The sequence below is a fragment of the Streptomyces sp. NEAU-YJ-81 genome (assembly GCF_017592595.1).
GTDB classification, from domain to species: domain Bacteria; phylum Actinomycetota; class Actinomycetes; order Streptomycetales; family Streptomycetaceae; genus Streptomyces; species Streptomyces hygroscopicus_B.
In genome coordinates this window covers 282,669-299,682 of record NZ_JAGFNO010000005.1, presented here as the reverse complement: position 1 = coordinate 299,682, position 17,014 = coordinate 282,669, and the positions used below count along the sequence as shown (strand labels likewise).

Annotated in this window: 16 protein-coding genes; 12 read left to right on the top strand and 4 right to left on the bottom strand. The window is 70.5% G+C overall.

Annotated features, from left to right (window positions below; translation table 11 throughout):
* Position 1: 1 nt before the first annotated feature.
* Positions 2 to 1,111: an alcohol dehydrogenase catalytic domain-containing protein gene (locus J5X86_RS14955; protein ID WP_208517272.1), complete on the bottom strand. Its 1,110-nt coding sequence runs from the start codon at positions 1,109 to 1,111 to the stop codon at positions 2 to 4.
* A gap of 195 nt (positions 1,112 to 1,306) precedes the next feature.
* Here J5X86_RS14955 and J5X86_RS14950 point away from each other — a divergent pair, with 195 nt between their 5' ends.
* Positions 1,307 to 2,743, top strand: coding sequence for an aldehyde dehydrogenase (NADP(+)) (locus J5X86_RS14950; protein WP_208517270.1), 1,437 nt, complete (start codon positions 1,307 to 1,309; stop codon positions 2,741 to 2,743).
* A 106-nt stretch (positions 2,744 to 2,849) separates the two neighbouring features.
* Here the strand turns inward: J5X86_RS14950 and J5X86_RS14945 are convergent, their stop codons facing one another.
* A complete protein-coding gene (locus tag J5X86_RS14945; RefSeq protein WP_308124557.1) occupies positions 2,850 to 4,076 on the bottom strand; it encodes an alpha-hydroxy acid oxidase in 1,227 nt (408 codons plus the stop codon).
* Between the two features lie 241 nt (positions 4,077 to 4,317).
* Here J5X86_RS14945 and J5X86_RS14940 point away from each other — a divergent pair, with 241 nt between their 5' ends.
* The 6 genes from J5X86_RS14940 (at position 4,318) to J5X86_RS50675 (ending at position 9,862) form a co-directional block, all read left to right on the top strand.
* Positions 4,318 to 5,091, top strand: coding sequence for an SDR family oxidoreductase (locus tag J5X86_RS14940; protein ID WP_208517269.1), 774 nt, complete (start codon positions 4,318 to 4,320; stop codon positions 5,089 to 5,091).
* Positions 5,092 to 5,141: 50 nt separating this feature from the next.
* Positions 5,142 to 6,494, top strand: a complete 1,353-nt coding sequence (locus tag J5X86_RS14935) for an MFS transporter (protein ID WP_208517268.1) — start codon at positions 5,142 to 5,144, stop codon at positions 6,492 to 6,494.
* Between the two features lie 88 nt (positions 6,495 to 6,582).
* Positions 6,583 to 7,392: an N-acyl homoserine lactonase family protein gene (locus J5X86_RS14930; protein WP_208517267.1), complete on the top strand. Its 810-nt coding sequence runs from the start codon at positions 6,583 to 6,585 to the stop codon at positions 7,390 to 7,392.
* A gap of 77 nt (positions 7,393 to 7,469) precedes the next feature.
* Positions 7,470 to 8,759: a hydroxyacid-oxoacid transhydrogenase gene (locus tag J5X86_RS14925; RefSeq protein ID WP_208517266.1), complete on the top strand. Its 1,290-nt coding sequence runs from the start codon at positions 7,470 to 7,472 to the stop codon at positions 8,757 to 8,759.
* A 13-nt stretch (positions 8,760 to 8,772) separates the two neighbouring features.
* Complete coding sequence (locus J5X86_RS14920) at positions 8,773 to 9,237, top strand: FmdB family zinc ribbon protein (protein ID WP_208517265.1); 465 nt, start codon at positions 8,773 to 8,775, stop codon at positions 9,235 to 9,237.
* An 88-nt stretch (positions 9,238 to 9,325) separates the two neighbouring features.
* On the top strand, positions 9,326 to 9,862 hold the full coding sequence (locus J5X86_RS50675) for a MerR family transcriptional regulator (RefSeq protein WP_243980369.1): 537 nt from the start codon (positions 9,326 to 9,328) through the stop codon (positions 9,860 to 9,862).
* Here J5X86_RS50675 and J5X86_RS14910 read toward each other — a convergent pair.
* Both J5X86_RS14910 and J5X86_RS14905 read right to left on the bottom strand, forming a co-directional pair.
* On the bottom strand, positions 9,778 to 11,091 hold the full coding sequence (locus J5X86_RS14910) for a DHA2 family efflux MFS transporter permease subunit (protein ID WP_208517263.1): 1,314 nt from the start codon (positions 11,089 to 11,091) through the stop codon (positions 9,778 to 9,780). The two genes, J5X86_RS50675 and J5X86_RS14910, sit on opposite strands and share 85 nt — an antisense overlap.
* A gap of 264 nt (positions 11,092 to 11,355) precedes the next feature.
* Positions 11,356 to 11,628 carry a hypothetical protein gene (locus J5X86_RS14905; RefSeq protein WP_208517261.1) on the bottom strand — a complete coding sequence of 91 codons (273 nt, stop codon included), beginning with the start codon at positions 11,626 to 11,628 and terminating at the stop codon, positions 11,356 to 11,358.
* Here J5X86_RS14905 and J5X86_RS14900 point away from each other — a divergent pair.
* The 5 genes from J5X86_RS14900 (at position 11,609) to J5X86_RS14880 (ending at position 16,985) form a co-directional block, all read left to right on the top strand.
* On the top strand, positions 11,609 to 12,985 hold the full coding sequence (locus tag J5X86_RS14900) for an MFS transporter (RefSeq protein WP_208517259.1): 1,377 nt from the start codon (positions 11,609 to 11,611) through the stop codon (positions 12,983 to 12,985). The genes J5X86_RS14905 and J5X86_RS14900 overlap by 20 nt on opposite strands.
* Complete coding sequence (locus tag J5X86_RS14895; protein ID WP_208517515.1) at positions 12,985 to 13,962, top strand: ABC transporter ATP-binding protein; 978 nt, start codon at positions 12,985 to 12,987, stop codon at positions 13,960 to 13,962. Before J5X86_RS14900 ends, J5X86_RS14895 begins: the two co-directional genes overlap by 1 nt.
* 139 nt (positions 13,963 to 14,101) lie before the next feature.
* Entirely contained in the window at positions 14,102 to 14,674 is a 573-nt protein-coding gene (locus J5X86_RS14890) for an ABC transporter permease (protein WP_243980367.1), read from the top strand.
* A 53-nt stretch (positions 14,675 to 14,727) separates the two neighbouring features.
* On the top strand, positions 14,728 to 15,432 hold the full coding sequence (locus tag J5X86_RS14885; RefSeq protein WP_208517258.1) for a response regulator transcription factor: 705 nt from the start codon (positions 14,728 to 14,730) through the stop codon (positions 15,430 to 15,432).
* Positions 15,429 to 16,985 (top strand): HAMP domain-containing sensor histidine kinase, encoded by a 1,557-nt coding sequence (locus J5X86_RS14880; RefSeq protein WP_308124556.1) that lies wholly within the window; start codon positions 15,429 to 15,431, stop codon positions 16,983 to 16,985. Before J5X86_RS14885 ends, J5X86_RS14880 begins: the two co-directional genes overlap by 4 nt.
* Positions 16,986 to 17,014: the final 29 nt, after the last annotated feature.

Sequence of the window (17,014 nt, the reverse complement as noted above, 5' to 3'; positions counted from 1 at the left end):
CCTACGAGTGCTGGTGACCAGGGATGATCACAGCACGGCCGGTGGCGCCCTGCGACAGCGCGGCGTAAGCCTCGTTGATCGCCGACAGTTCGTATTGTTCCCCGAGCAGCTTGTCGAGGGGCAGGCGGCCGGTCTTGAACAGTTCGACGAGCTTGGGGATGTCGACCGGTGTGTTGGCCGAGCCGTAGAGACTGCCGACCAGCCGCTTCTCCTGCTGCACCAAGGGGTTGATGGGCACAGCCGCGGTGGCGCCCACCTTGCCGAGGCCGACGGCGACGGCGGTGCCACCCGTGCCCACGACCTCGACCGCCTGGGCGAGTGTCTGAGGCGTGCCGACCGCGTCCAGCGACCAGGACATCGGTTTCGGCGAGATCCTGGTGAGTTCCTCGGTGAGGCGGTGCGTACGGGCGTTGACCGCATGGGTGGCGCCCAGCTCGAGCGCCTTCTCCAGCTTGGCGTCCACCGTGTCGACCGCGACGATCGGATCGGCGCCGACGAGGCGCAGCCCCATGACCGCGCTGAGCCCGACGCCACCGGCGCCGATGACCACGACGCCCTCTCCGGTGGCGTCCTTCATGACGTTCAGCGCCGCACCGGCCCCGGTCACCACGGCGCATCCGGCGATCGCCGCGATCTCCGGCGGGATGTCCGGGTCGATCGTGAGGACCGACCGTTCCGAGACGACGCACTGCTCGGCGAAGCAGGAGACCCCCATGAGGTGGTGGACCTTCTCGCCGTTCAGGTTCAGCCGCTGCGTCCCGTCGAGCAGGCCGTTGGAGGCCGCCTGTACCCGGCCGAGCGGGCACAGGGCGGGGCGGCCGGTCGTGCAGAACTCGCAGTCGCCGCACCGCGGACGCCACAAGGTGATGACGGTGTCGCCGGGGCGGACCCGGGTCACCCCCTCCCCCACCCGCTCGACGATTCCGGCCCCCTCGTGCCCGAGCACCGCGGGCAGGCGGACGTTGAGATCGCCGTTCATGTAGTGCAGATCGCTGTGGCACACGCCGGCGGCGAGCACGCGGAGGCTGACCTCGCCCGGTCCGGGGTCGTCGAGATCGACGTCCTCGATGGTCAACGGCGCACCGGGCCGGTGCAGTACTGCTGCCTTCATTGAGCCACGCCTCACTGTGTACGGATCACCGTGTACGAAACTTCAGACGCCGTCTTACAGGTTGTCTTGCGGGTTGAGTATGTGAGCCGGTCTCAGCCGCCGTCAAGCGCGTTGACGAGTACGCCGACGCATGCAACTGTGTCTTGAGATTGAGACCATGTCTCATATTTAAGACGAATTGAGGGAGCGTCCCTGATGACCGATGCGACGAATGCGCAGGTCCTGGTGCATAAACTCGACGCCGCCGCAGGCGCGTTCGAGCAGTGGAGCCGTCTCCAGCCGGCCGACCGTGCCCCGTTCCTCGAGGGCATCGCCTCCGCGCTCGAAGAGGCCGCGCCGAAGCTCGTGGCGATCGCGGACGAGGAGACGTCCCTCGGGCGGACCCGGCTGCAGAACGAGATGGTCCGGACGGTGTTCCAGCTGCGGCTCTTCGCCGAAGTGGTGACGCGGGGGGAGTATCTCGGGGCCACGATCGACCGCGCCGACCCCGCGTGGCCGATGGGCCCGCGGCCCGATCTGCGCCGGGTGCTCGAACCGCTCGGTCCCGTGGTCGTCTTCGCCGCGAGCAACTTCCCGTTCGCGTTCAGCGTGGCGGGCGGTGACACCGCCTCGGCACTCGCGGCGGGCTGCCCGGTCGTGGTCAAGGCCCACTCCGGCCACCCCAGGCTCTCGGCCGCCACGGCGGAGGTGGTGCACCACGCACTGCGGTCCGCGGGCGCACCCGAGGGGCTCTTCGACGTGATCTTCGGTACGGAGGCCGGCCGGGCCGCCATCGTGGACCCGCGGGTGAAGGCGGGCGCGTTCACCGGATCGATCGAGGCGGGCCGAGCGCTTTTCGACCTCGCCGCGGGCCGTCCGGAGCCCATACCGTTCTTCGGTGAACTCGGCAGCGTCAACCCGGTGTTCGTGACGGAGGCCGCCGCCGAGCGGCGCGGGCCCGAGATCGTCTCGGAGTTCGTCGGCTCGTTCACACTCGGCGCCGGACAGTTCTGCACCAAGCCCGGCATCCTGCTGGTCCCGGCCTCGGCCAAGCTGGTGGACCGGCTTCCCGGCGCGGTTCCGGGCAACCCGTTGACGTTGCTCAACGATCGCATCCGGACCTCCTATGCGAGTACGGTGCGCGAGTTGCGCGACACGGCAGGGGTGCGCGTCGTGGTGAGTGGCGACCACGCCGCCGCCGATCCGTCGCCGACGGTGCTGTGCACGACCTCGGCGGAACTGCTCGGTGCCCCCGAGGCGCTCATCCGGGAGGTGTTCGGACCGGCCGCGCTGGTCGTCGAGTACGCGGAGGAGAGTGAACTGCTCGACGTGGCGAAGGTCATCGACGGACAGCTGACCGCGTCCATCCAGGGCGAGGACGACGATGCCATCGCAGCGGAGTTGATCAGGCTCCTGGCCGCCAAGGCCGGACGTGTGCTCTGGAACCAGTGGCCCACGGGCGTGTCGGTCACCTACGCCCAACAGCACGGCGGCCCCTACCCGGCCACCACCGCGCCGGGTACGACCTCGGTGGGGACCGAGGCCATCTCCCGGTTCCTGCGGCCGGTCGCCTATCAGGGCGTGCCGCAGCACCTCCTGCCCCCGGCCCTGCGCGACGCGAACCCGCTCGGGATCCCCCAGCGGGCCTCCTGAGGCAGGGCCGCGGCGCACACGGGAACAGGGCTGTGCGCGCGGGAAAGGGCCCGCTTCCCCCGGCGGGCCCTTTCCCGTACCCGGACCGTTCAACGGATGCGACCGCTCACGGCATGCGGAGGTGATGCCGCGCGATGGCTTCGCTCGCGTTCAGGCCGAGCAGTTGCAGGCTGCGTGCGTACTCCTCGCGCAGGATCGTGACGGCACGCTCCACGCCCCGCTCGCCACCGGCCATCAGCCCGTACAGATAGGCCCGGCCGATCATGACCGCGTCCGCCCCGAGCGCCCGTGCGGCGAGGATGTCCTGACCGTGTGTGACACCGCTGTCGAGGATCACCGTGGCATCAGGGCCCAGCTCCTCGCGTATCTCGGGCAGCACTGTGAGGGTGGCCGGTGTGCGGTCGAGCTGCCGCCCTCCGTGGTTGGACACGATCACACCGTCCGCGCCCGCCTCGACGACGCGGCGGGCGTCGCGCGGGCTGAGGATCCCCTTGACCAGCAACCGGTGCGGCCAGTGGGCGCGCAGCCATGCCAGGTGCTCGTAGCTCAGCGTCGGTTCGAAGACGACGTCGGCCACCCGCACGGCGTCGATCGTGTCGCCGCTCGTGCCACTCATGCCGCTCAGCGACGCGAACGTGATCGGGGCCGTGGTCAGCTTGTTCAGCGCCCAGGACGGATAGCGGGCCATGCCGAACAGCGTCCGCAGGGTGAGCGAGGGCGGGATCGTGAGGCCGTTGCGCATGTCCTTCGGGTGCCGGCCCGCCACCGGTGTGTCGACGGTGAGGACCACAGTGGTGAACCCGGCCGCGAGCGCGCGGTCGAGAAGTTCCTCGTTGAGGCGCTCGTTCCGGGTCAGGTAGAGCTGGAACCAGTGTTCGCCGCCGGGAGCCGCCGCGGCGACGTCCTCCACGGTCGAGGTGCCCACGGTGGACAGGGTGTAGGGCAGGCCGTGGCGGGCGGCCACGCGCGCGACCGCCGCCTCACCCTCGTGGTGCATCATCCGGGTGTAGCCGGTCGGCGCGAAGATCAGCGGCATCGCGATCTCCCGGCCGAACAGCCGCGTGGACAAGTCCGGATGGTCGACCGGCGACAGGTACTCCGGCACGAGTTCGGCCGCCGCGAACGCCGCCCTGTTGCGCCGCGCGGTCAGCTCCGCGTCGGCCGCGCCGTCGACGTAGTCGAACACCGCACGCGGAGTCGTGCGCACCGCCACCGCGCGGAGATCGCCGATGGTCAGCGCGGCCCCGAGCCGCCGCTCGACCGGGTTGAGGGTCGGCCGGCGCAGTTGCAGAACCTCCCGGAGCTCGGTCCACCGGGGTCGCTGCCGCGCCACACGAGGCCGCTTGGGGGCTGCGGATGCCGCTTGGGGCTGGGTGCCGGTCACTGTCATGCCTCTCGATGTGCGGGTGTCGAAGGCCGTTCGACGAACGACGAGATATCAGACACTGTCTGAGAAATCGGAGTGTCGCTCGTGGTTTCGGCGGGCGTCAAGCCTTGACGTGCGCCACACACGTGGGCACCATCTGGTTTGCATATAAGACAGCGTCTTATATCTCAGACATAGGAAGGGTGCCATGCAACTCGGTCTGGCAGGCAAAACCGCTCTCATCTGCGCGTCCACCTCCGGTCTCGGCCGGGCGACCGCCCGGGCTCTGGCGGAGGAAGGCGTCACCGTCGTGGTCACGGGCCGCTCCGGCGAGCGAGCCAAGGAGGTGGCGGGCGAGCTGCCGGGCGCGGTCGGCGTGGGCTGTGACCTGGTCGCGGACGGCGGCGCGGAGCAGCTCCTCACGGCGGCCCGCGAGGCCGTCGGCGACCTCGACATCCTCGTACTGAACGGGCCGGGGCCCGCGCCGGGACCCGCCCGCGCCATCGACACCGCCGGTGTCGAGCAGGCCATCGCCACGCTGGTCACACCCCAGCAGATCCTGGTGCAGGGCACCCTGCCCGCCATGGTCGAGAAGGGGTGGGGCCGCATCCTGAGCATCAGCTCGACGAGCGTGCAGGCGCCCCTGGCGAACCTTTCGCTGTCCAACCTCGGGCGGGCCGCGCTCGCCGGATACCTGAAAACCCTCGCCGCCGAAGTCGCCGCCCACGGCGTGACGGTCAACTCCCTGCTTCCCGGGCGCATCGCCACCCCGCGCGCCCGGCAGATCGACGAGGCCGCCGCCCAGCGCACCGGCCAGTCGCTCGACGAGGTCGAGGCCGCGTCCAAGGCCACGATCCCGGCCGGGCGCTACGGCGACCCCGATGAGTTCGGCGCCGTCGCCGCGTTTCTGTGCAGCACCCAGGCCGCGTACGTCACGGGCAGTGCCCTGCGGTGTGACGGCGGCATGGTGCCAACTCTCTGACGCGGTCGACAAGTTCATCTGACTCCCCCAGACGAGAGCAGCGCAGCCGCATGAGCCATATTCCCGTCACCGACACAGCAACCGATGCCAGAGCCGGCCAGTCCCCCGAGGCTCCCCGGGCCGTCTCCGCCATCCGCCGAACGGCCCTGGCGGGCATGATCGGCACCACGATCGAGTGGTACGACTTCTACATCTACGGCCTCGCCGCGGCACTGGTCTTCGGCACGGAGTTCTTTCCCGACTTCTCACCGGCGGCCGGCACGCTCGCCGCGTTCGCCACCTTCGCGGTCGGCTTCATCGCCCGCCCGCTCGGCGGAGTGATCTTCGGTCACTTCGGGGACCGCGTGGGGCGCAAAAACGCGCTCATGCTCACGCTGTTCCTGATGGGCGCGGCGACCGTCATCGTCGGCCTGCTGCCGGGCTACCAGACCATCGGCATCTGGGCGCCCATCCTGCTGGTCACGCTGCGCTTCCTCCAGGGCTTCGCCGTCGGCGGCGAGTGGGGCGGTGCGGTGACCATGGTCGTGGAGTCCTCGCCGCGGGACCGGCGCGGCTTCTACGGGAGCCTGCCGCAGATGGGTGTGCCGCTGGGGCTGGTGCTCTCGTCGACCGTGTTCGCGGCGGTCTCCACACTGCCCGATGACGACCTCCTCGCCTGGGGCTGGCGGATCCCCTTCCTGCTCAGCATCGTGCTGATCGCGGTCGGGCTGTTCCTCCGCTCCCGCATCACCGAGACACAGACGTTCGTGCAGGTGAAGGCGTCGGGGCGGGCGCGCAAGATGCCGGCCATGGAGGCGTTCCGCCATCACGGGAAGGCGATCGCCCTCACCGTCGGCATGTATGTCTCGGCCGGTGTCCCCTTCTACATCGTCTCGGTTTTCGTGCTGTCCTACGGCTCGTCCCACCTCGGGCTGTCGCGGAGCGTGCTGCTGACCGGGATGCTCATCGCGGCGGTGGCCGAGGCGCTGACGGTGCCCTGCTTCGGCGCGCTGTCGGACCGATGGGGTCGGCGGCCCGTGTTCCTGAGCGCCGCCGCGTTCACGGCCGTTCTCGCCTTCCCGTTCTTCTGGCTGCTGGCGACCGGACAGACGGGGCTCGCCTGGCTGGCCATGCTGCTCGCGCTCGCCGTGGCGCACGCGGGGATGTACGCGCCCACCGCGGCGCTGTACGCGGAGCTGTTCCCCGCGAACGTCCGGTACACCGGTACGTCGATCGGCTATCAGCTCGGCGGTGTCGTGGCCGGGTTCGTGCCGCTCGTGGCGGGCGCACTCGTCAACGCGGCCGACGGCGCCTCGTGGCCGATCGCCTCCATCTGGGCGGGAGCGGCGCTGGTCGGGCTGGTCTGCGCGCTGATCGTCCGGGAATCCCGGGGCCGCGATCTGCACCCCCAGCACGACACCTGAGCCGGGGAATTCCCTCCCCCGCCCGCCCATTGCCCTTCCCAACTCACACCGACTGACCCGTATGTTTCCCGACCGGAGGTGAAGCTCCATGACCGCCAACAAAGTCCACGTACTGAGCTGCGGAGCGATGAGCTGCGATCTGACGTGGCTGCTGCTCAAGGCCGGCCGTACGATGCGGACGCGCACCGAGCACCAGCGGCCGCCCGAGTGGTACTCCTGCACCACCCACTGCGTCCTCGTGGAAACCCCTGGGGGCACCCTGCTGTGGGACACCAGCTGTCCCCGCGACTGGGAGACCCGCTGGGCCCCGACCGGTCTGCAGGAGTACTTCCCCTACGACCAGGTGAGCGACGAGGAGTATCTCGACGCGCGGCTCGGCCAGCTCGGCGTCCAACCCCAGGACATCGACTACCTGGTCCTGTCCCATCTGCACTTCGACCACGCCGGGAACATCGGCATGTTCACCGGCACCGGCGCGAAGCTGGTGTGCCACGAGAAGGAGAAGGAGTTCGCCTTCGGGTTCGACGGTGCCTTCAACGGGGCCCATCTCAAGGCGGACTACGCGGCGTGTGACTTCGACACCGTCAGTGGCGACACCGAGATCCTGCCCGGTGTCACCCTCATCGAGGCTCCCGGGCACACCCCCGGCACCATGGCGATGAAGGTCGACCTGCCGGAGACCGGGACCATGCTCTTCACCTCGGACGCCGTCTATATGGGTGACTCCTACGGTCCGCCGGCCACCCCCGCCGCCATCGTCAACGATCTGTCCGCCTGGTACGGCTCGGTGGAGAAGATCCGCGGCATCGCCGAGCAGTCGGACGCCACCGTCGTCTTCGGCCACGACGCCGAGCAGCTACGTTCGATGCGGCTCGCCCCCAGCGGCTTCTACGCCTGATCGTCCGGGTCCCGGCCGGCGCTCCGGTACCGTTCGCCGCGCCGCTGGGACCCAACCGATCCCCAGGAGGGACGCGTATGAGCACCACCGCTCCGGCCGGACCCGAGTCCGTTTTCACCTACGGCGCCCCGGCGCTGAAGTTCGGGCCGGGAGCATCCGACGAGATCGGCTACGACCTCGCCCAGCACGGGGCCCGCCGGGTCCTCGTGATCACCGACGCCGGGGTGGCCGCCACCGGCGCGCCGCACCGCATCGCCGAGCGGATGGCCGCGTTCGGCATCGAAGCCCACGTCTTCGACGGCGTACACGTGGAGCCCACCGACGTCAGCCTGCGGCAGGCGGTCGACCATGCCCTGGCGTCGGGCCCGTGGGACGCCTTCGTCGCGGTGGGCGGCGGCTCCAGCATCGATACCGCCAAGGCCGTCAACCTGCTCAGCACCAACCCCGGCGAGCTGATGGACTACATCAACGCGCCGGTGGGCAGGGCGCTGGCGCCCGTGAACCCGCTGGGGCCGCTGGTCGCGGTCCCCACCACCACCGGAACCGGCGCGGAGAGCACCACCATCTGTGTGCTGGACGTCCTGGAGCTGAAGGTCAAGACCGGCATCAGCCACGCCCGCCTGCGGCCCACGCTCGCGGTCATCGACCCGGACCTGACCTTCACCCAGCCCGCCGGGGTGACCGCGGCCAGCGGCATGGACATCCTGTGCCACGCGCTGGAGAGCTACACGGCCCGCCCGTACGACACCTACCCACACAAGCGCCCCGAGCAGCGCGTGCCGTACTGCGGCGCCAATCCCATCTCCGACGCGTGGTCGGAACGGGCGCTGCACCTGCTCGCACAGTCCTTCCGCACCGCGGTCCGCGACGGCGACAACCCCCAGGCGCGGTCCGACATGGCGCTGGCGGCAACCTTCGCCGGTCTCGGATTCGGCAACGCGGGCGTCCACATCCCCCACGCCAACGCCTACCCGATCGCCGGACGGGTGAAGGACTTCCACCCCGCCGGATACCCCGCACACGAGCCGATGGTGCCGCACGGCATGGCCGTCTCGCTCACCGCGCCGGAGGCGTTCCGCTTCACCTTCTCCGCCCAGCCCGAGCGGCATCTGCGGGCCGCGGAACTCCTCGCCCCGGGGATGGAACGCCCCGCCGACCCCGCCGAATATCTGCCCACCGCGATCGAGCAGTTGATGCGCGACATCGGCATGCCCAACGGCATCGGCGGTGTCGGCTACGGCGAGGGAGACATCCCGGCGCTGGTGGAAGGCGCCATGAAGCAGCAGCGACTGCTGTCCACCGCCCCGCGCACGGTCACCGAGGACGACGTGGCCGGCATCCTCGACCGCTCTCTGACGCTCTGGTGATGTGAGGGAACCAATGGCCATCTATGAACTCGCCTGCGAGACCGGACACCGCTTCGAGGTGATCCAGTCGTACACCGCACCGCTGCCGAGCTGCCCGGAGTGCGGCGGCGCCACCCGCAAGATACCCAGCAGCTTCGCCCTGGGTGGCGCCGCCACCGTGCCACCGCCGCCGGAGCGGATGCCGCAGACCTGGAAGGGGACGTACCGCGGCGACCGTGAGTACGTCACCGACCTGCGGCGCACGGCCGAATCCCGGCAGAAGCTGGAGGACAAGTACCCCGAACTCGCCGGCGACCGGCGGCCGATCGTCGCTCACGAAGGCAGATACGAGGCAGCGCCGCTGCGCGCGGGCGACGCGGTGCCCGCTCCCTCCGAAGGAGCGGGGCACGGCCACGGCCACTCTCACGGGCACTCGCATGCACACGGGCACGGGCACGGGCATGGGAGCGCCAAGAGCCGCCCCGCAACGGACGACTGAGCCCTCGGCGACCCGATCCGGAGTGCGGACACGGATATACGGTTAGGGTTACCTAACTTCGATGCGTGTCGGGTTCAACGGAGGTCTCATGGGCAGCGGGAACGACGGGCTGACGCCGATCCGTGACGTGGCCGACCACTTCGGCCTGCCGCTCTCGACGCTCCACTACTGGGAGCGGCGGGAGTTGGTCGCGCCGACCCGGCGGGCGGGGCAGCGGTGGTACGACACCGAGCAGCTCTACCGGGTGGCGCTGATCAAGCTGTGGCGTACGACCGGGCTGATCGGCGTGGAGCACATCGCCGAGATGCTCGGCGACGGGCCGGGCTGGCGGGACGCCGTGCCCGACCTGATCGCCGAGTGCGAGCGGCGGCGGGCGAAGCTGGACGAGGCACTCGACTACCTGAACCGTCTGCACGGCTGCCGGCATGAGGGTGGCCCCGAGCGCTGCCCGGGGTTCCGCGCCCTCGTCAGCCTGCCCGGCCAGGACGCCCCGCCGGGCGGCGCGTCCAGCGACGCCACGCCCAGCGTCGGTGTGGAGGATCAGGACCCGCGCGGGATCAGGAGCGGTGCTGCAGCCGCCGCGACCGCCAGGCAACCGGCCGACACGGCGAACGCGGCGGTGTAACCGGCGGCCAGCGCCAGCGTGCTCAGCACAGCCAGCCCGAGTGCCCCGCTGGTCTGCCGTACGGTGTTCAGGAGCCCGGCGGCCAGGCCGCTGCGATCGGGCGGCAGGCCGCCGGTGGCCGCCACCGTGATCGGAGTGAACGCCGCGGCCGTCCCGAACCCGAAGACAGCGCCCGGGATCAGCACCGAGACCGTGTACGAGGCGTGTAGGCCCGTGCCCGCGGCCACCCCGGCGAAGCCCACGGCGCCCAGCGCGCAGCACAGCAGGGCGGCGCGGCGGGCTCCGATCCGTATCGACAGGGGCCCGGCGCTCTGGGCGCCGGCGAACATCGCCACGCCGACCGGCAGATAGGCCAGCCCCGCGCGCAGTGGCGAGTAGTGGTGCACGTCCTGCAAGTAGAGCGACAGCAGCACGGGGCTGGCGAAGAAGCCGAGCCCGAGCACGAACATCACCACATTGCCGCCGCTGACCTGACGCAGCCGGAAGATGCCCAGCGGGACGAGGGGTTCGCGCGCCCAGCGGGCCTGGTGCAGGACGAAGACCACGAGCAACGCGAGCCCCACCACAAGGGGCAGCAGCACGGCGGGGTCGGTCCAGCCGGTGTCGGCGGGACGCATCGCCGCGTACACGACGGCGGCCAGTCCCGCGGTGGCGGTGCTCGCGCCGACCACGTCCAGCCGCGGACGGGGTCGGGTGTCCCGCCGGGGCGGGAGGACGGGACCGGCGGACACGACGGCCAGGACGCCGACCGGGACGGTGATGAAGAAGACCCAGCGCCAGCCGGCCCATTGGGTGAGCAGCCCGCCGATCACCGGCCCGGACGCGGCGCCGAGGGCGCCAATGGCGCTCCAGGTGCCGAGCGCGCGGGCGCGCCGCGCCGGCTCGGTGAACGTGGTGTTCAGCAGTGACAGCGTCACGGGCATCAGCAGTGCCGCGCCCAGCCCCTGGACAGCGCGAGTGGCGAGCAGCAGCTCGGCCGTGCCGGTCAGCCCGGCGGCCAGTCTGGAAACGGTGAAAAGGCTCATGCCGACGACGAACATCCGGCGCTGCCCGAACAGGTCGCACAGGCGTCCGCCCAGGAGGAGGAAGCCGGCAAAGGCGAGCGTGTAGGCGTTCACCACCCAGCTCAGCGAGGACGGTGCGAAGCCGAGATCGGCGCGGATGGCGGGGAGGGCGACGGACACGATCGTGGCATCCAGGATGACCACGAACGATCCGGAGCAGGCCATGGCCAGGACCGCGCGGGATCGGGCGCCGGTGGGTGCTTCAGATGGGGATTCTGGTGAGGATTCGGGGGTGGCCCGTGCGGGGCGCGGTCGCATCTCTCGCTCCAAGGTGAATGTGGCGACGACGCGATCAGCGTGCTGGCTCAACCGCGGTTGAGTGCAAGCAACTCCGCTGGGTGCCGGTGGCCGCTTTCTGTGAGTTTTCTGAGAGTTCCCGGCCGGCCGGCTGCCGTGGCCTGCCGGTTTCCGTCGTACGGGACTCCCGGTTCACATGGCGCACTCACATTCGCGCAGATCAGGCCCAGAAGAGCGGATCACTGTGAGGTGGTGCGCGCCACCACGGCACACACGCTCGCCCCCATACGAGTCCGGAAAGTACCAGCCCAGAAAGGGCGAAGAGTGCTTCATGCAGAACAGCGGCATTGGCAGTACCGGCACCGAACTTCTCGACAGCACACCACACACGCGTTGGAACAGACGGCTCATCGGCCAGGTGGCCATCCTGATTTTGGTGAACACCATGGTGGACACAGTGGTCACGGCGCCGCTCCTCGTCCTCCCCGAGATGCTCGACCACTTCGGCACCGATCAGTCGGCGTGGATTGACGCCAGCTCGCTGCTGGCGGGAGCGATGTGGGCGCCGCTGCTCGGAAAGGGCGCCGACATCCACGGCAAACGCAGAGTGTTGATCATGACGTTGATGACCGCATTGGTGGGCGCCCTGGTGTGCCTCGTCGCGCCCAGCCTCTGGGTGTTCATCCTCGGGCGCCTGCTGCAGGGAGCGGCCGTGGGGGCGGTCTTCCTCACGGTCGCCCTCATCCGTGACATGTGCGCACCGGATATGGCGATGATCGCCACGGGCATTGTGACCTCCGGCTCCGCGCTCCTCAGTATCGTCATGCCGTCCCTTTTCGAGGTAACGGCCGCGGAGTTCGGCTGGCGGAGTGTGTTCGTGGCATCGGCGGTGTTCGCGGCCATCGCCGCCGTCCTCGTACGCGGCCTCGTTCCCCCGTCCACGCTCAAGACACCGGGCAGGCTCGACATCGCCGGGGCCGTTCTCCTCGGCGGAGGTCTGGCGGCGGTGCTCAGCTACGTCAGCCTCGGGGCGGAGTTCGGCTGGTTCGCCGTGGGCCCGCTCGCCCTACTCGTCGGCGGCGCCACGGCGCTGGCCAGGTGGTTCCTGGTGGCGAGCCGGGTGCCCGAGCCCGTCATCGACATCAGAAACCTCGGCAGGCCCCTGGCGCTCACGCTCCTCGTGGTCGCCTTCGGAACCGGCGCGTATCAGAGCATGCTGACGCTCTTCGGCGTCATCGCCAAGGTCTCGCCGAACCAGCAACTCGGATACGGAGTCGCTGCCCCGGGGGCGCTGGCCATGCTGTACGGCATACCGGCGATCGGCATCGTGCTCGGCGGCACCCTGGCCGGGGCGCTCGGGACACGCCTCGGGCCGGCCGCGACACTGGCCGGCGGAATAGCACTCGGAACGGTGGGCACCGTCGGGATGTTCTTCGGGGACTCCCTGCTCCCCCTCGCGGTCATGTGCTCCTTCCTGCTGAGTCTCACCGCGGGAACGCTCGTGACCTCCGGCTTCAACATGGCAGCGACGCTCGCACCCCCGGAACGACAGGGCGTCGTGTCCAGCATGGTGATGGTGATGGTCGCGGCCGGGGCGGTGATTCTGAAGTTCGTGGGTTCGGCCGTACTCCAGTCCACCAACACGGTCGTCGACGGAAAAACCCTGAACTCGGCCATGGGCGTGCACAGTTACATCGCCACGGCGACCACCGCGTTCCTGGCCGCCGCCGTCGTGGCCGTCATCCTGCTGCGCACGCAGGGCGGCCGTGGCCGTCCGCGACGACGGAGCGCATCCCGCACACCATCGGTCCTGGAGTCATGATGATCGAAGTCCGCGGACTCACCAAGCGCTACGGCGACGTCCTGGCCGTCGACGATCTGACGTTCGCCGTCCGCCCGGGGGAAGTGACCGGGTTCCTCGGTCCCAACGGCGCGGGGAAGTCGACCACGCTGCGGATGATGCTGGACTTGGACGCCGCCACTTCGGGGACCGCCACCATTGGCGGGCGCCCGTACTCCGCGCAGCCCGCGCCACTGAACGCCGTCGGCGCACTGCTGGACGCGGGCGCGATGCTGCCCAGCCGTACGGCCTACCACCATCTGCTGGCTCTCGCGGCGAGCAACGGAATCCCGCGCGGCCGGGTGGCGAAGGTGCTGGCGGAGGTGGGTCTCGAGAGCGTGGCCCGCCGCAGAACCGGGACGTTCTCGCTCGGCATGCGGCAGCGGCTCGGCATCGCCGCGGCGCTGCTGGGCGATCCACCGGCGCTGGTATTCGACGAGCCGCTCAACGGTCTCGACCCGGAAGGCATCGTCTGGATCCGCGGGCTCATGCGGCGGATGGCCGCCGAGGGGCGCGCGGTGCTGATGTCCAGCCATCTGATGAGCGAGATGGAGCTCACCGCCGACCACCTCATCGTCATCGGCCGCGGACGGCTGATCGCGGACACCGCCATGGAGGCGTTCATCGACGCGCACTCCGGCCGTGAGGTCCTGGTGCGCGGTCCGCGGACGGAATCGCTGCGCCGAATGCTGTCACCGGCGGCGGGGGTGCGCGCGGACGGCGCGGACGGTCTGGTGGTGACCGGGATGGACGCGGCCGAGATCGGCGCACTGGCCGCGTCGGCCGGGCTGGAGCTGCATGAACTGATGCCTCGCCAACCGTCTTTGGAGCAGGCATTCATGGATCTGACCCGGGACGCCCTCGAATACCACGCCGAGAACACGGGGGCCGCGGATAACACCGAGAGCGCCGAGAGCGCCGAGAGCGCCGAGAGCGCCGAGAAGGAGACGAGCCGATGAGCGGGAGCGCTACGGACACCCGGACGGCGGTGGGGAACGAGTCGGCGCCGGACCGACCGCACGGCCACCGGATGCCCCCGGCACCGGCGGGCCGGGCAACGTTCCCGCACTGCCTGCGCGCCGAGTGGATCAAGATCCGTTGGCCCAGATCGCCCTCGGCCTGCTGGGCGCTCTGGTGATCACCTCCGAGTACGGTGCCCGCACCATCGTCAGCACGCTGACCGCCGTACCGCACCGGGCCCGCGTACTGGCCGCCAAAGCCACGGTCCTGGTCGCGATCGCGCTGCCGGTCGGGCTGCTGGTGTCGTTCAGCGGCTTTCTCGTCGGGCAGGCGGCGCTGGCGGGTGCGGACGCTCCGCACCTCGGCCTATCCGATCCCCAGGCGCTGCGCGGAATTCTGGGCGGTGGCCTCTATCTGACGCTCGCCGGCCTGTTCGGGCTGGCGATCGGCGCGGTGATCCGCAGTACGACGGCGACAGTGATGACCCTGTTCGGCGCGCTGCTCATCGTGCAGGCGTTCGCGCCGGCTCTGCCCGGGGCGCTCGGCGACTGGGTGGCGAAGTACTGGCCGCCGCTCGCGGGCGGACAGATCATCACCGGCTACCGCGATCCGGCGCTACTGGCGCCCTGGTCCGGGCTCGCCGTCATGGCAGGGTGTGTCGCGGTCCTGCTGACCGCGGCGTTCATCGTCTTCCGCAAGCGCGATGCGTAGCGGGCCGGAAAACTAAGGGGCGGACGATCGGCGGGGACGGGACGGGACGGCGGATGACGGCATCGGAACGACTGCTTGTGGTGGAAGACGAGCCGACGCTGCGCGAGTTGCTCTCCGCGAGCCTGCGGCTGGCGGGCTTCGCCGTGGTCCCGGTCGCGACCGGCGCGCAGGCGCTGGCCGCGGTGCGGGAGCAGCGTCCCGACCTGATCGTGCTGGATGTGATGCTGCCCGACATCGACGGCTTCGAGGTCGTCGGCCGACTGCGCGGGCAGCATCCCTCCGTCGCGGCAGGGCATCCGCCGGTGCTGTTCCTCACCGCCCGCGACGCACCCGAGGACAGGATCAGCGGGCTGAGGGCGGGCGGTGACGACTATGTCACCAAGCCGTTCAACCTGGAGGAGCTGGTCCTGCGCATCCGGGCCATTCTGCGCCGTACCAACGGCCGGCAGGCGGACGGCGGGCTGATCGTCGGTGATCTGGAGCTGGACCCCGCCAGCCATCAGGTGACCCGGGACGGGCGACCCGTGCAGCTCTCCCCGACCGAGTTCAGCCTGCTGCGCGTGCTGATGGAGAACGCCGGGCAGGTGCTGTCGAAGTCGCAACTCCTGGAGCTGGTCTGGCAGTACGACTTCGGGGGCGACGACAGCATTGTCACCTCCTACATCAGCTATCTGCGGCGCAAGGTGGACCTGGACGAACCGAAACTCATCCATACGGTGCGCGGCACCGGCTATGTGCTGCGCAGGCCCCGGCGGTGAGCGGGAGCCCAGCGCCCGGGCCGCGCGGCAAGCTCGGCCGGCTCTCGCTACGGATACGCGGCCGGTTCTCGCTGCGCGGTCGTCTGCTGGCGATCTCCCTGTTGCTGCTCGTGGTCGCCCTGCTCGGCAGCAACGCCCTGCTCATCGCCCTGTTCCAGCGAGACCTGGTGCATCAGCTCGACGAGCGGCTCCGCACCGCCGCCACGGCCACCGCACGCCTGTCCGACGTGTCCGACGTGTCAGGCGATCAGAGTCCTCAGGTGCGCGACACCGTGGAGCAGCACCTGACCGGAGATATCTATCTCGCCTACCTCGGCTCGAACGGCCGTGTGAGGCGGGTCATCCGGCCCGCCGCGCACAGTGCTCCCGCCCTGCCCCGCCTCGACGCGGCGGCGGTCGGCGAACGCGACCGCCACCCCTTCGAGGTCCCGGCTGTCGACGGCGGCGAGGCATGGCGGGTCATCGCCGTGCCTCTCGACGTACCGCTCAGCGCGCCGGGTGGACGGCACAAGGGGCCGGAAGCGCGGGCCGCAGACAGCCACAGCGTCGTCGTCGCCAGCTCGCTCGCGCAGGTCAACGGGACGATCAGACAGCTCGGCACCCGGATGTTGCTGATCGACTCCCTGGTGCTGGCACTGCTCGGCGTGGCCGGGTGGTTCGCCGTGCGCGGCGGGCTGCGCCCGCTGCGCCGTATCGAAACCACCGCGGCAGCGATCGCGGACGGCGATCTGTCCAGCCGCGTCCCGGAGTTGGCCGCTTCCCGCACCGAGCTCGGCCGTCTGGCCGCGGCGCTCAACGGCATGCTGGACCGGATCGAGGCGAGTGACGCCGCGCGGGCGGCCGCCGCGGAGCGGATGCGCCGCTTCATCGCGGATGCCAGCCATGAGTTGCGTACGCCCCTCTTCGGCATCAAGGGGTTCACCGAGCTGTACGGGATGGGCGGCATGCCCGAGCGTACCGATGTCGACGCCGCGATGGGCCGCATCGAGCGGGAAGCGGCACGGCTGGTCCGGCTGGTCGAGGACCTGCTGCTGCTCGCCCGCCTCGACGAGTCCGCCGCCGCCGCGGACCTCCCACTCCGTCTCACCCCGATGGACCTGCGCACCCTGGCCGCCGACGCCCTGCACGATCTGCGCGCACTCGATCCAGGGCGCCCCGTCACCCTCACCGGCCCCGGTGGCGGCCCGCCGGGGCCGGGGCCGGTCCTCGGCGACGAGGCGAGGCTGCGGCAGGTGACCTCCAACCTCGTCGGCAACGCGGTGGCCCACACCCCGCCCGGCACCCCGATCCGGATCGGCGTCGGCACCGAGGACGGCCTGGCGGTGCTGGAACTCCACGACGAGGGCCCGGGGATGTCCCAGGAGCAGGCCGCCCGCGCCTTCGACCGCTTCTACCGCGCGGACGACGCCCGTGGCCGCACCGCGAGCGGAGGCGCGGGCCTCGGCCTCGCGATCGTCGACTCCCTGGTGACGGCCCACCACGGCCGGGTGGAGATCCGCACGGCCCCGGACGAGGGCGCCACTTTCCGCATTCTGCTCCCCCTGCACACCTGAGCGCCCCACCGGTATCCCACAAGACTCCC